Annotated in this window: 11 protein-coding genes; 4 read left to right on the top strand and 7 right to left on the bottom strand. The window is 64.5% G+C overall.

Annotated features, from left to right (window positions below; genetic code table 11):
• The first annotated feature begins 67 nt into the window (after nt 1-67).
• Genes QWI33_RS25200 through QWI33_RS25190 form a run of 3 tightly spaced genes read left to right on the top strand, consistent with a single transcriptional unit; the run spans nt 68 to nt 2,500 of the window.
• A complete protein-coding gene (locus QWI33_RS25200) occupies nt 68-676 on the top strand; it encodes an HD domain-containing protein (protein ID WP_289959603.1) in 609 nt (202 codons plus the stop codon).
• The gene (locus QWI33_RS25195) at nt 627-2,177 is read left to right on the top strand and encodes a S1 RNA-binding domain-containing protein (RefSeq protein WP_289959602.1); all 1,551 of its coding nucleotides are present in this window, start codon (nt 627-629) and stop codon (nt 2,175-2,177) included. The genes QWI33_RS25200 and QWI33_RS25195 overlap by 50 nt, the downstream gene beginning before the upstream one ends.
• A gap of 35 nt (nt 2,178-2,212) precedes the next feature.
• Nucleotides 2,213-2,500 carry a hypothetical protein gene (locus QWI33_RS25190; RefSeq protein ID WP_289959601.1) on the top strand — a complete coding sequence of 96 codons (288 nt, stop codon included), beginning with the start codon at nt 2,213-2,215 and terminating at the stop codon, nt 2,498-2,500.
• 24 nt (nt 2,501-2,524) lie between these two features.
• On the opposite strand, the gene QWI33_RS25185 is transcribed toward QWI33_RS25190, so the two are convergent.
• Both QWI33_RS25185 and QWI33_RS25180 read right to left on the bottom strand, forming a co-directional pair.
• Nucleotides 2,525-3,145, bottom strand: a complete 621-nt coding sequence (locus tag QWI33_RS25185) for a hypothetical protein (protein WP_289959600.1) — start codon at nt 3,143-3,145, stop codon at nt 2,525-2,527.
• A gap of 524 nt (nt 3,146-3,669) precedes the next feature.
• Nucleotides 3,670-4,812, bottom strand: a complete 1,143-nt coding sequence (locus tag QWI33_RS25180) for an NUDIX hydrolase N-terminal domain-containing protein (protein ID WP_289959599.1) — start codon at nt 4,810-4,812, stop codon at nt 3,670-3,672.
• Nucleotides 4,813-4,910: 98 nt separating this feature from the next.
• On the opposite strand from QWI33_RS25180, the gene QWI33_RS25175 reads away from it, so the two are divergent.
• Complete coding sequence (locus QWI33_RS25175) at nt 4,911-5,681, top strand: transposase (protein ID WP_289959598.1); 771 nt, start codon at nt 4,911-4,913, stop codon at nt 5,679-5,681.
• Between the two features lie 52 nt (nt 5,682-5,733).
• Here the strand turns inward: QWI33_RS25175 and QWI33_RS25170 are convergent, their stop codons facing one another.
• The 5 genes from QWI33_RS25170 to QWI33_RS25150 all read right to left on the bottom strand — a co-directional run bounded on the left by QWI33_RS25170 (nt 5,734) and on the right by QWI33_RS25150 (nt 12,776).
• The gene (locus tag QWI33_RS25170) at nt 5,734-6,216 is read right to left on the bottom strand and encodes an NUDIX hydrolase (RefSeq protein WP_289959597.1); all 483 of its coding nucleotides are present in this window, start codon (nt 6,214-6,216) and stop codon (nt 5,734-5,736) included.
• A gap of 239 nt (nt 6,217-6,455) precedes the next feature.
• Nucleotides 6,456-8,984: a TniQ family protein gene (locus QWI33_RS25165; protein ID WP_289959596.1), complete on the bottom strand. Its 2,529-nt coding sequence runs from the start codon at nt 8,982-8,984 to the stop codon at nt 6,456-6,458.
• Nucleotides 8,981-10,063 carry a TniB family NTP-binding protein gene (locus QWI33_RS25160; RefSeq protein WP_289959595.1) on the bottom strand — a complete coding sequence of 361 codons (1,083 nt, stop codon included), beginning with the start codon at nt 10,061-10,063 and terminating at the stop codon, nt 8,981-8,983. Before QWI33_RS25160 ends, QWI33_RS25165 begins: the two co-directional genes overlap by 4 nt.
• Nucleotides 10,060-12,033: a TnsB C-terminal domain-containing protein gene (locus QWI33_RS25155; protein WP_289959594.1), complete on the bottom strand. Its 1,974-nt coding sequence runs from the start codon at nt 12,031-12,033 to the stop codon at nt 10,060-10,062. Before QWI33_RS25155 ends, QWI33_RS25160 begins: the two co-directional genes overlap by 4 nt.
• Nucleotides 12,033-12,776 (bottom strand): TnsA-like heteromeric transposase endonuclease subunit, encoded by a 744-nt coding sequence (locus QWI33_RS25150; RefSeq protein ID WP_289959593.1) that lies wholly within the window; start codon nt 12,774-12,776, stop codon nt 12,033-12,035. Before QWI33_RS25150 ends, QWI33_RS25155 begins: the two co-directional genes overlap by 1 nt.
• Nucleotides 12,777-12,866 lie beyond the last annotated feature (90 nt).

Here is a 12,866-nt window from a genome sequence, read left to right as displayed (position 1 = left end):
TTGTGCCGCAGCGGCACCCACGGTTCAATAGGTCCCAACCTCCAGTTCCCTGACTTAAAGGAGCCCAGTGACGGACTTCGACGGCATCGCCCGCTACCTCTTCGAAGCAGGGAACCTGAAACGGATACCCCGCGCAGGCTGGCTGTTTACCCAAGTCCAGGATCCTGAATCGGTGGCGGAACACTCCCATCGCACTGCTGTCATCGCCATGGTGCTTGCAGCTCTCGAAGGCGCCGACGCGAACCGAGCAGCCGCGCTTGCCGTTCTCCACGATGCGGCTGAGACTCGTATCGGCGACATTCCCTTCATCGGCCGGAAGTACCTCCAAGCGGCGAGCGCCGAGACCATCACCGCCGACCAAACGGCTGGCATGCCTGTAGCGGTCGCGGAGTTCCTGGCTGGCACCGTCGCCGAGTTCGAAGCGAAGGACTCCCCAAAGGCGCGCTGCGCGAGCGATGCTGACAAGCTCGAATGCCTCGTTCAAGCGGTCGAATACCAGCACTCCGGATACCGGACCGAGGAATGGATCGCGAACTCGAGAGCGTCGCTGCGCACCGAGTCCGCCCGACAGATCGCCGAAGCAGCGCTCACGGCCGACCCGCTTGCGTGGCAGCGGAACCGACCCAATGCCTCCTTACATCTACCGCGTCACCAAATACGATCCTGCCGACCGTGACGAATCAGGCCACTACGTCGGCACCGAGGACACTGACAGTGATCGTGGCCCGGTCGAAGCCGCGTACCTCCAGGCGGTAGCCACCTTCGCCGGAGACGCCGGCATCGACAGCCTCACCATTCGGGAGCCGACCGTAGCCGGTTCGAACCGCTTCGGTGCGGCACCGGCGGCGCCAGGCCATGGCCTGGTCGGAATCTTCCCGCCGGACCTGACCGGCTACCACGACGGCGCGGACGTCACACTCGACGTTGCACAGGAACTGGTTCGCGCGATGCTGCGCGAAACAGGAGCCTGGTGCCGCCTCGAAGTCGACGACCGGTTCACTGTCCACGTTGGTTGGGACCAGTACGTCTACATCAGCACACACGCGCCCAGCGAAGACGCCCTTGCCTGCACGCGGGAACTCGGCTTGTTCCCCGAACCGCTGGACGCCTCACCTTACGACGCTGAATTCGACGAGTACGACGTCGAGCAACGCCCCGCCGACGATGATTTCTGGGCACGGCTGCGATGGTCAGTCGCTATGGGACAGACCGCGATCCTCGAAGAAACCGCCGTCGCCGGCGTTCCGCGCTGGCACCGCCTTACCCGAGACACGATGGACTCGGTGCGTTCCCATCTCGCGCCGCGGGCGATGCTGACGGTCTGGCCAGACCTGTCCACTGATCTTGCAGCGGTCGTTGACGAACTTCCCGAGGAAGGCTTGGCTGACCTCGTCTGGGAGCGCGACGACGGGCGGATCGCTGGCGTCACTGCCGACGACGCCGAGTTCGGTGAACTTGCCGCGCTCATTCGCTCCGCCAAGGCTGCAGCTGTATCGTTCGATGGCGCTGCACGTCAGCCGCTCTTCACCGCGGTGCTCCCGGACCACGACGGGGCGCTCCGGGCACGGTGGAGGACCGAACCGACCGAGAGCGACCGCCGCTGGGCTGTCTTGAAGACGTTGCGCAGGGGCCAGGTCTGCACCGGGACCGTCACCGACATTCCACCATTCCAGGTCACGTTCGTTGACATCGGCGGTGTGATCGGCCAGATCAACGTTTCCGAACTGTCCTGGCGACACATTGACCACCCCACCGACATCGTCGCAGTCGGCCAGGAGGTCACCGTACAGATTCTCGACGTCGACATGGTGCGCGAACGAGTGGCACTGTCACTGCGCGCCGCGGAACGCAACCCCTTGGAAGCGTTCGTTGAGCGAGTCGGTCAAATCGTGACCGGCCCGGTGACGAAGGTGCTCCCGATCGGAGTGGTCGTGCGCATCGAGGACTGCGCGGACGGCTTCGAAGGTTTGCTGCTCAACGAGGCCGTCAGCGACATGCTCGATCACATCAAGGACGGTTTCGAGCGGCAAGTGCTTGACGAGACCGACCGCGGACCCCTTGCCGTCGGCGACGTGATCGCTGTGAGGATCGTCGAAGTGGACCCGTCACGGCGCCACATTCGCCTGGCTCACGCGGACCCGCCTCGAGAGGAGCCCGCCAATGAAGATCAGCGGTGAGCTGACCTCGTTCTGGAAAGGAACGTCAGCCTGACATGACCCCCCCGACGAAAGCGGAAGTGGAACACCAGTGGGGCAACCTGATTCGTGGAGTGATCACACGCGAGCAAGCGCACGCGTGGGCGAAGCCATGGGTTGAAGAATGCTTCGAGCAGGTAGATCCGATAGTCGAGAACGCGCTTCAATCCTTGCACGGATTCGACCTGGTTTACACCGATCCCGACCGCACCTGGATCGCTCATGGCGGGCCGGGCGATTACGTTCACGATTCGGCATGGATCCGTGAGTCTTTCGAGCGGTGGCAGACGAGGTGGGCGCATTGATGGCGGTCCGGTCGAGCAGCAAAGTCAGATCAGGCCAGGGTTTTGGCACATCTCGCAATGGTCCAGGTGCTTCTGGTCGATCAACCCTGCCGCGTCGAGGGCGCTGCGGGCGAGTTGGCGCACTGCGACCGTGAGCGTCCGCGTAGGCACCGAGTACGTTCGCGATTCCAGCTTCCCACCCTCGTTCTCGAACACTTCGACCTCGAGCACGTGCCCTTCGGGGCCTCCTCCTGACGAGGACAGGAAGTCGAGGCCGGCGCTAGTGAGGTCGTTTGCGAGTCCGAGCTTCCCCTCCCGGTCCTGGCGCCAGCCCACACCGCGAACGTACTCGTCGAAATGCTCGAACCGGTCGCGTATCCGCGTGAGTTCCGGGTGCTCCGTCTTGAATTGCTGGAGGAGGGAGTGTTCGTTGGGTAGGAGCTTCTCCGCGCCGCGGATGACGTTGTGAGAAGCATCAACGAGCGCTAGCGTCAAGGCGTCCCGGTGCCCGAACGACACGTTGTCCTCGCGCGGTCGTTCCATTGCCGCAAGCACTTCGCTTGCCGCGAGCGCCCACATGTGCGTCCAAGCAGCCAGACGCTGGTCCAGATGCGTCGCAGCGGGAGTGTTCGCTTCCGTTGGCGGGTTCGGTTCACGATTGGTCATGGACAAAGCCTGCCAGGTTCACCATGGGGCTGCTCGCAACGACCGGGACATGATCAGCGTCCGACCGTCTCAGGCCGACGTACGTGGGTTGGGCGCCGAGTCAGCTTCGACCGGCACGCTGAGGTAGGTCTGCAGTGCTTCGTGTCGGAATTCGTAAGCTCCTCCGACCTGCCGAAGGACGCCACGTTCGTGCGCAGACTTAAGAAAGGTCATCAGCCGCCAAGGAAGCTTGCGGCCGTTGGGAAGGCCAAGAGCGAGATGGCAGCAGCGGTACGCGAACCAAGCGAAGTCGACTGAAACGCCCACAGTCCCACACGCGAGCCCGAACCCGAACCCTGACCAGAGGCCGACCACTATCCCATCGGTGAGACCCGATGAGAGCCCGGTCAATAGTCCGACCGAGAGTCCCAGACCTAGCCCACCCGCGAGTGAGGCTCGGCGCGACGCGGCGAGGAGACTAAGCGATGTCCCGTAAGCGGAGAGAGCGCGCCTGGGTATGGCTGCCTCGGCGACTGTCGCCCGTTTCATTTGGTATCGAGGGCTGCTCCGATTTTCGCTCGGTGTCCTGGCCACAAATCCAGGTGAACCAGCTCCTGCGCCGTCACCCACATGACCTGGCGCACTTCGTGGTTGATGGCAAGGTCATCTGGTGCTGCGTCGAGACGGGCAGTGAAAACGGCGGCGATGGGTATGGACAGCTTCTCTGGGGTGACCGCGCGGTTGTCGAACACGTTGACCAGTGTCAGCGTCTCTGGGTCAACGCGTACGCCGATCTCCTCGCGCATTTCGCGGACGGCGGTCGCTACCCACGATTCGCCAACGTCGCAGGCGCCTTCGGGCATCCCCCAGTGACCGGTGTCGGACCGCTGTACCAGCAGTACACGCCTTCGGTCGTCAAAGAACACGACCCCAGCGCCGGTCGCGGCGATGTCAATGTTGAGCGCATACTCGGACAACGGTTCATATTCGACGGTCTCGATGATGATGTTCTCGGCGAGACGGCGCACCTGCGTGAACCGTTCGACCTGGTAGGAGTCTCCCGAGGCCGCCGCGCCTTCAGCCGCGAGAGCGGCGATGCGCTCGCAGATGGTTCCCGCAGCTGCGCTCACCACTGTGGGCCCCTCCTGACCACCGTCTTCGGGGGCGGGCGGGCGAGCGGCACCGCCTGCGCGCAAAGCCTTCTGCAGGTCCGAATCCGGTTCAGGCCAGGCCGCGCTGACATCGCGAGCCTCCAACGCACTAACGACCTCGTAGAGCGCCACGTGGGTGTGCGGGCCGGGAAGCGCGAGCGCCCGGGAGTCGGTCAGCATCACGGGTCGCTCCGGCACTGGCGCCTGCAGCAGTTTTCCCGCATCTGCCAAGAGGTCGGGCATCAGTTCGTCGCCGACGTAGCGCGTCCGCCACAGCTCCACACCGTCCGCTGTTGTCACGCGCCATGCAATCGAGGCCATCGGTGTATGCACTCCCGCATCGCGCCCATATGCTGCCGCGATTGCGGCTTCGTCGCGGTCGTCGATCAGGGCCGCTAGTTCCGCGCTGTAGCGGCGGAGCCGCTCGAACCGCCCTCGGTCAGCTTCATCCGGGAAGTAGTGCAAGCCAAGCGTGGCAAAGGCGCGAAATCGGTCGGCCAGCCAAGCGAGCGTGAGGTGGTGCGCAGGAAGAGGCATCTATAACGGCCTTTCAGACGAACAGCTATGCGATTTCGGGCTGCTCCGCTGCGAAGCGAGCCACCGGGTATGAGAGGGGTACATGGAATCATGGCGCCGTGGCGGGCGTGGTTTCAGCAGCGGACAAGACGATGATCGAGCTGTTCAGCGGCCTGTCGAGCCAGCAGTTCGCCAAGCTCGTCCGGCAACTTCGTCGCGAAGGAGCCGACCCCGCGCCCAAGGGCCGACCGTGGAAGCTCTCCTTCGAGAACCGGGTTCTGCTGCTGACGGCCTATTGGCGAACCAATCTGACCATGCGCCAGCTCGCGGCGCTGTTCGGCACTTCGAAGTCGGCCGCCGACCGGATCATCGACGACCTTGCGCCGAAACTCGCGCTCCGACCCCGGCAGCGGTATGCGCCCGAGACCGTGCTCATCGTCGATGGCACCCTGGTCCCCACCAGGGACCACACCGTAGCGGCGAAGTCGAAGAACTACCGGTACTCGACCAACCATCAGGTGGTCATCCACGCCGACACCCAATTGGTGGTCGTTGTCGGAGAGCCGCTGCCGGGCAACCGCAATGACTCGGTGGCTTTCGCCGCCTCTGGCGTCGACCACGCCACCCGCACCGCGACGGTCGTTGCCGACGGCGGCTACCGGGGAACGCGGGCGGTGATCCCGCACCGGCGCAGGGCCAAGGACGAGCCGCTCGTGGGATGGAAGGAGATGCACAACGCCTCGCACCGGAAGGTACGTGCGCGCATCGAGCACACCTTCGCGAAGATGAAGGTTTGGAAGGTGCTGCGCGATTGCCGACTGCGGGGACATGGCACCGCCGAAGCGATGGCCGGCATCGCCCGGCTCCACAACCTCACACTCGAAGGCTGAATCCCGCAGGCACGGCATCGGGGTGCGCGGCAGTCAACTTACGGGACATCGCTTAGCCTGACGTTGTGGCCCATGCTGCGATCACGTCGTCGAGCGCGGCGATCGCGAGTGCCGACTCGCTCAGCGGCTTCCTCCAGACGAAGGCCTGTAGCTCCTCGCTGGCTTGCGCCTGCGGGTCGGCGACGCGCGTGCGGTAGACCGCGCCGAGCTCCTCACGTTGCGGTTTGGTCAGGGTGAACCTCGCATAGCCGACCAGATCGAGAGTCTCGACCCTGATTGCTGTTTCCTCCTCGAGTTCACGTTTCGCGGCTGCGAGGAACGATTCGCCTTCCTCGACAATGCCGCCGGGGAGTTCGTATTCTCGCCGCCAGCTATTCAGACCGAACAGTACTTCGTCGGTCGACTTGTCGGTGAGGACGACGAGCGCGAGCGGGCAAGGCGTGTGCCTGGCGGCATCTTCGAGTTGTTCCCTGGTCGCGGTGGTCAAATCGATCAGTGCGTTGCCGTGGGAGTCAGTCGCCAGGGGAGAGGTCATGAGCAAACGCTATCAGGCCTTGGGGTCAAGACCCGCCCGAGCAGGGCAACTACGGGAAGTTGCGCTCGATGAGCATGATTTCCGTCGCGCTGAGCTGCGTATTCCTTCGTAGCGCCCCCGCAATGTAGCTGATGCCCAGGATCGGTAGGGCTCGTTCGGGTTCCTCACCGATTGCCCTGGTGGCCTTGGGGATGTTGGTCGCGCCGAGGATCTTGAGGGCGCCGGTGGCGGGTCGCTGGTTAGCTTCCTGATCGCTTGCGGAACGGCTTCGCTAGCTGCTCAAGGGTCAAACGAACTTCGGGATGTTCGAGATCGTTCAAGAGGCGTGTGCCTCGGGCGGTCAACCGCATAGGTGTGTCGCCGCGCGCTCGTTGAAACAGCCGCCAACCAATGTCACGCTCGAGTTGAACAATCTGTTTGACGAGACCGCTGGGGTCAACCTTGATCGCGAGGGCTGCGGCTTTGATGCTGTCATGAGGAGCGACCTGTCGAAAGCGGTGTAGTCGGAGCCAGCCGTAACGATGGCCTTCGACTGCGCGGCGGATGGCAGCTGGGAAATCGGGGAAGCGTCGGCAGCTGTTCTCGGCCCCCGCCGATCGTGCGGGGAGGCCGAGTTCTATTCGACGTCTTCGAACCGTGTCGCCATCAATACCCAGCTCCCGGGCGATGTCCTGGTTGACTCGGTTGAACGTGAGAACCTGCTCGCGGAGCCATTCGGGGTCGATCTTGATGCGGTGTCGGTGAGGACGCTCGTTGACGCCCAAGGCTAGGGCGTGCTGGCGAACGGTCCATTTTGAGAAACCCGTCTCGTTGGCAATGGTTCCGATCGTCTTGCGGGCCTGGAAGTACTCACGGTCGAAGAAGTCGCGCGTGAACGTCTCGAAAGCCGGCGTGTCACCGGGCCGCGTGCGTTCCAACTTGGGGAAAGGGAGGCGCTCGAGCTGTTGAACGGCGTATCGGACGTGGTCGAAGGTGACGCCAAGTCCGCGTGCGACGGTCGCGACATTCCGGCGTTCGACGATGACAAGGCGGTGAAGTTCATCGGTATCGATGTCGGCCGGGTCGCGTCCGGGGAGGGCGAGCCCCGCAACGCAGTCCGTCGGCGGACTCCAGGTCAGTGGCTCGTCGATGCCGGCGTCGTGCAGGATTTCGGTCGCGTGCAGGGTGAGTGCTGTGCGCAGGGATGTTGGCATCTCGTATTCGAACTTGTTCCAATACTCGTGTCGGTCGAAGGAGCTGGAAAAGGCCAGCTTGTGCCGTGGATCGACAAGGGCGGCTCCGGTGAGCAGTTCGAAGAGGTGGCGCCTGGCGTTGAACAGACGGCGGTCAGCGCCGGGGCGGGTGCCGGCGCCTCGGCAGAGCACCTTCCATTGATGTGCGGTGAGCTCGATGTCAGTGAAAGTCGCCCGCCGCCTTCGGTAGTCGATCGGTGAGCCGTGCTGGTCCAGGTGAGCGGCGAGTTTGCAGATCGCAATCGGGGTGTCGGGATATCGGGTGAAAATGGCGCACAGCATCAGGTTGTGCCACTCGCGCCAAGGTTGCAGTTCGCCGGTGGCGTGGCTGCTGCGGACTGGGTTGCCGGGGAGGAGCGTGGCGGCGGTGATGGCGCCTGCGATGGCCAATCGGCCGTGGTCATCTGGTGGAACGAACCGAATGAGCCAGTCGGGCCGGAGGGCCTGGGGCAAGTATTTGCCGCGATCGAGTGCGGTGGTCGACTTGGGTGTGGGGAGACCGGGGTCTGGCATGCAAGTGCGTGAACGGAGCCGTTCGGTGACCGTAAGATGCGGGTCGCAGGCGGTGAGGATGTCGTGTTGCGTCGGCTCTGAAAGTTGGGCGATGCGCTGGTGTGAGAGTGCCCTTGGAACCGGAGGCGGGCGGTGCTTCGGGCCGGCGACGTCTCGGAAGATGACCACGAGGCGCTGAAAGCGGTCTTCAGGGCCGCCTGCATCGATGATGCTGATCGCATGGACGCTGAGAGCGGCCGAGATAATCGCGGCTGTTCGGTGGAGGCGATGCCATTCGCGAGGGTGGGATTTCCTGCGGTACTCGGTGAACGCCTCGACGCTGTCACGGCCGAGATAAGCGAGGTCGTCCGGAGAGATACGTCGCCGCAGTAGCGTGCCGAGCGTTTCGAGGTCACGAAGCTCCCTGACGGCATTGCTGTCCATGGCGTCCAATCGCTGATCGATCCAACACTGTGCTGCAATACGCGGGTCCGCAGGTGCAAGCGCCTCGCTTGGGTGGTCGAGTAGGTTCGTGCCGCAGATGTCCTTGGTGTTGCGTCGGAGATGGGCGCAATGGTGCGAGGAGAAGGCTCTGCTCCTGGGTGGGACCCGACTGTGCGGGATGTTGCCGCAAACCGGGCAGGACACTGTGAGCAGCTTCTGATGGATGACGCAAGCGAAGCTGTAGGGCAACTGCCAACGGATCGGCCATGGAGATCCAGGTGTGGCGAGGCAGTCGGTGCAGTAGCGTGAGCCGGCTGTTGCCTTCCAGCCGAGGGCGTTGAACTTGTCGAGGACCGCTTCGTCGAGTCTTCCGGCAGCAAGTCCTGCTTGGCGTTCGATCTGGCGCAGCAAGTTCGACGGATGTCCGCGGACCAGGGCAAAGTTTCGGGCGGGCTGGATCCGTTCCGCCAACCCAAGTTGCGGGGCGATGCTGTGAATGGCAATGTCGTTGCGGGCGGCCAGGCGCAGCAGCCAGGAGTCGAGCGCTTCCCCGTCGAGGATGGGGACGCGAACGGGGAGCGTGCGTCCGTCGCCGCTCATCGGACGGGCCGGGTGACCTGGGTGGAAAGCGTTCCCTTCTTGAATGAGGCTTGCAGGTCAGCACGTTCGTTCTCGGCTGCCTGGTCAATGCGGACGGTGTCAAGCAGGTCGGTGTCGATCCGTTCCTTGCCGGTCTTGATGGCCTGGCGACAGCCTCGTTGGATGAGTGTGAAGAACGAGCCGATGTGGCCGGTGGTGCGGGCGAAGAGGTAGTCGGAGATGTCGGTCAGCATCCCCGGGTGGGTGCGAGCGAGGACGAGGTTGCGTTCGGTGGCGCGGACCAGCAAAAACCACGCCTGCTTCCCCGATTCGGTGGTGATCGTGAACGGCGGCAGGGCCAGGCGGGTCCAGCGCCGGCCGGTTTGGGCCATCTCCAGGTGTTCGTCGTCCAGGCATTCGGAGAAGAATCCGCGTTTGGTAAGGCCGACGCCGGCGAAGATGAACGTGATCGCCAGTTCATTCGCGAGCCATTTCAGGTGGTTGGCGACTTCGACGCCGCTGCTGTGTCGCATATTGATGAAGTGCAGGTCGTCGATGAAGCCGATGCGGGTGCCGCAGGAGTTGACGCAGTCGACGGCGAAGTTGGTCAGTCGTGCGGCCGTCGCGCGCTCGATTCCAGGGCGGCCGTAGAACTCGCAGATCATGTAGTTCAGGGTTCGCAGTGTCGTCCGTGAAGTCAGTCCGATGTTGAACACCGGCAGGTGCTCGTGGTCGCCGATGGTTTCACCGAACCGGCGTCGCTGCCGGCGGTCGAACTCGCGCATGAACGCCCGGGCGATCGTGGTCTTTCCCAGGCCTGCGTGGGCGTCGATGACGGCGGCACCCCGGACGCGGTCGGGGTCTTGGCGGTTGCTGGAGACGATGAGGTCGAGATCGTCGTGGATCGCCTTGAGTTGCGGAGTTTCGAGAATGCCGAAGTTCGCATGCCAGTCGTCGCGGGCGTCGTCGTAGTCTTCCCTGGCTGGGAAGCTGAGGTTCCCCAACTGGCGTGCGGTGAGTTGTTCGGGGCGGTTCCGGCCGGGGCTGTCGACCCAGCGGTGCCAGCCTTCCTTGCGCGACAGGCTGTAGGCGTCGGTCATGTCAGTACCCGGTAGCCCTCGTCCCAGTCCCCGTCGAAGTCCATCTCATCGTCGTCGCCGGTGACGACGTCGGCGCCGTCCTCGGTTGCGGCCCTGGACGGCTCCGTGATGAGGGCTTCGATCGGGAGGGCGGCATGTTCGGCCGACCATCGTGCCAGCATCCGCCGCTCGCGCCGGTCGGCGACGAGACCGGCATCCCAGCGGCGCAGCAGTCCCGCGAACGCTTTGGCCGGGTCGATGTGTTCGTCCCTTGCCGCGGCCAGGCGCCGGGCGTAGGCGGCGGCCTCTGTTGAGAAGCCGGTGTGGAGCATCGCGGCATGCTCCCAGTCGAGTTGGTGCCATTGACCGTCGGCGGGGTCCTGGAACCAGGCGTAGCGAACATCATTGGGGTCGACGCGTATGGGCCACTTGCCGGCGAGTGCCCCGCCGAACGGGCTGGTCCGGCCGCGGTAGTCGTTGAGGCCGGGACCGTTGTAGCGCAGCCTGTCGATCTCGACGCCGTAGTGTTGGATGGTGCGGGCCCGGACCGGCAGGAAGTCCAAGGCGAGCGTGGGAGTGACCGGCAGCCGCAGATAACCTGCCTTCGCCAGCCCGATCGCGAACATCTCCGCCGGGGAAAACTCGAGGCCTGGGTGCTCGGCGACGGCGAGCCCGGAATGCTTGGTGCGGTGATAGACCAGGGCGATCCATTCACGGATGGCGTCCTCGAGCTCGTGCAGGAACAGAAATGCCTGATCTTCGACCCGTTCGCCCCGCGAGTGCAGGTCCGGTCCTTTGTAGGCGGGCAGGTGCTGTGTGAACCCTTCGCGGAGGGTGCGGAAGAACCGCTCGACCGTGGGTTTGTCCGTCGGCTTCCGTGTCTGCGCGGGCTGGATCGAGATACCCAACCGGGCGCAGATCCCTTTGACATGCGTGGACAGGAATACCTTCCCGTGGTCGACCACCAGGGTCTCCGGGGCGCAGACCGGTCCGGCGAGCGTCTCGACCTCGTCGACGACCAGATGCCCGGGGACCCCGTGGTAAGGCCAGACTGCCTCTGGCGGCCATGATGTGGGCGCTTCGCGGCCGGCGACCGCTTCGTAGAGCACTCCGGCGACATCGACGGCCTGGGTTGACACTGCCGTCACTCGCATGCCGACGACGCAGCGGGTGAACAGGTCCTGCGCGATCGTGAGCTGTGCCCCGACCCATCGGCAGGTCACTGGTTCCATCGCGAACACATCGATGTCTTGGGTGTCCAGGATCAGGTATTCGCCCGGCCTGGTCGCCCGCAACCGGCCGTAGACTCCCTCGGGCCGGTCTGCGATCGACCGGCGCCCCTTGGCGCTGCCCGAGACGGCGTTGGTCCCGCGAGTCAGCTCCGCGAAGCGCCGAAAAGCGGTCGCCCTGGACGGGAGCGGGACGACGCCGGCGCCGAATTCGTCCTCCAGGCGTTCGGCGGCCAGGTCTATCACCGCGGAGCGCGTCGGCGTTGATGCGTTCACCTTCTCGCCAACGATCTGTTTGACCGCCGCATCCCATTTAGGATCAACCGAGGTGGATCTGCGCCTGAGCATCCGGCCGTCAACCAAACCGGCCTCGCCATCTCGGAGGAAGTCCTGCAACCAGCGTTCAAGCGTTCGGGCCGTCACGCCCAGCTCGGCGGCTTTGTCCCCAAGACGGTCCGCCTGCCGGCGCCCGTCGTCGACAAGCACTTCGCGCAAATGCGCCGCGCGCTCTTCAAGCTGCTCCCGCTGCGCGGCGGTCAGGCCCGCCAGCGTCGTCCCGATGCTCCCGCCAGGCAGCGGCTCGTCAGGGACCTCCAATGCTGCGCAGCCTGTGATCAACCGCGACAACGTCAACACCCGGTACTGGCCGGTCCGCTCAACCTTGACCGTGACCGTGGCCGCATCCAGTTCCTCGATCCGGACCAGGTCCCCATCGAACAACACTTGCGATCCCGGCCCGACCGCCATCACGAACTCCGACATCACGGCTCCGCCAACCAGATCGAAGTCTCCAAACTGAGCGGAACGGCCAAGTCTGCGGCAAAGACCCCTCGCCAGATCAGATGCAGCAGCGCGGGCCTGACCTTCGCCGCTGGCCCCAGCGACCGGGCTACTCGCTCGACACCACCGACTGTGCCCTGAGCGGCCGCGATCTCGGCCAACGGCCCCAGCAGTGCCGCGTCGATGACGCTCGGCCGCCGGAAGCCTGCGAGGAAGCGGACGTTCGCCAACAGGACCGCGTCGACCCCAGTCCAGACTTCGAATCGCCAGCCGCGCATCCGAACCAGCGTGCCGGCCCACTCGAACACTGCGGTGACCACCGGGTCGTCCAACCGGTTCGCGGGCTTCACATCGACGACGGTGACCGTGCGGTCCTGGTGCAAGAGCAGCAGATCAGGAACGTGGCTGCGTGTCTTGGATTCTGTGCTCTCTGCCATCTGGAACGGCTGCGCCGCGATCCCGCAGACGTCTGGGTCGAAGTCAGCCAGCAGAATCCGCGCCAGCTCCAACAAGCTCTCGTACGCGACCATGCCGCCGGTCGTGGACGACCAGTACCAGCCCGAATAATGCTTGCGGCCCTTGTACCAACGGAACTCGCGAACCGGGACTGATGCGGCAAGCGCGTCAACCCTGGCTAGGTTCATGGTCGTGTCGACGAACTCGCCGCCATCACGCCGATACCGCACCTCGACCGACGACAACCGGTCTTCCAGGTTCCCCACCACACGTCCAGCATGAACGTGTCACGTCGTCATGTCTGTCACCCGCGCGAGTGGATTTCTCACGTAGATGTCGGAACCGACATCCAGACCGAC

Source organism: Glycomyces tritici (assembly GCF_030403505.1).
This window is presented reverse-complemented; position numbering and strand designations above follow the sequence as displayed.

Excerpts from the sequence above, each read along its gene's own strand:
- QWI33_RS25195 (WP_289959602.1), top strand. The coding sequence starts at position 627 with ATGCCTCCTTACATCTACCGCGTCACCAAATACGATCCTGCCGACCGT.
- QWI33_RS25190 (WP_289959601.1), top strand. The coding sequence starts at position 2,213 with ATGACCCCCCCGACGAAAGCGGAAGTGGAACACCAGTGGGGCAACCTG.
- QWI33_RS25185 (WP_289959600.1), bottom strand. The coding sequence starts at position 3,145 with ATGACCAATCGTGAACCGAACCCGCCAACGGAAGCGAACACTCCCGCT.
- QWI33_RS25180 (WP_289959599.1), bottom strand. The coding sequence starts at position 4,812 with ATGCCTCTTCCTGCGCACCACCTCACGCTCGCTTGGCTGGCCGACCGA.
- QWI33_RS25170 (WP_289959597.1), bottom strand. The coding sequence starts at position 6,216 with ATGACCTCTCCCCTGGCGACTGACTCCCACGGCAACGCACTGATCGAT.
- QWI33_RS25165 (WP_289959596.1), bottom strand. The coding sequence starts at position 8,984 with ATGAGCGGCGACGGACGCACGCTCCCCGTTCGCGTCCCCATCCTCGAC.
- QWI33_RS25160 (WP_289959595.1), bottom strand. The coding sequence starts at position 10,063 with ATGACCGACGCCTACAGCCTGTCGCGCAAGGAAGGCTGGCACCGCTGG.
- QWI33_RS25155 (WP_289959594.1), bottom strand. The coding sequence starts at position 12,033 with ATGTCGGAGTTCGTGATGGCGGTCGGGCCGGGATCGCAAGTGTTGTTC.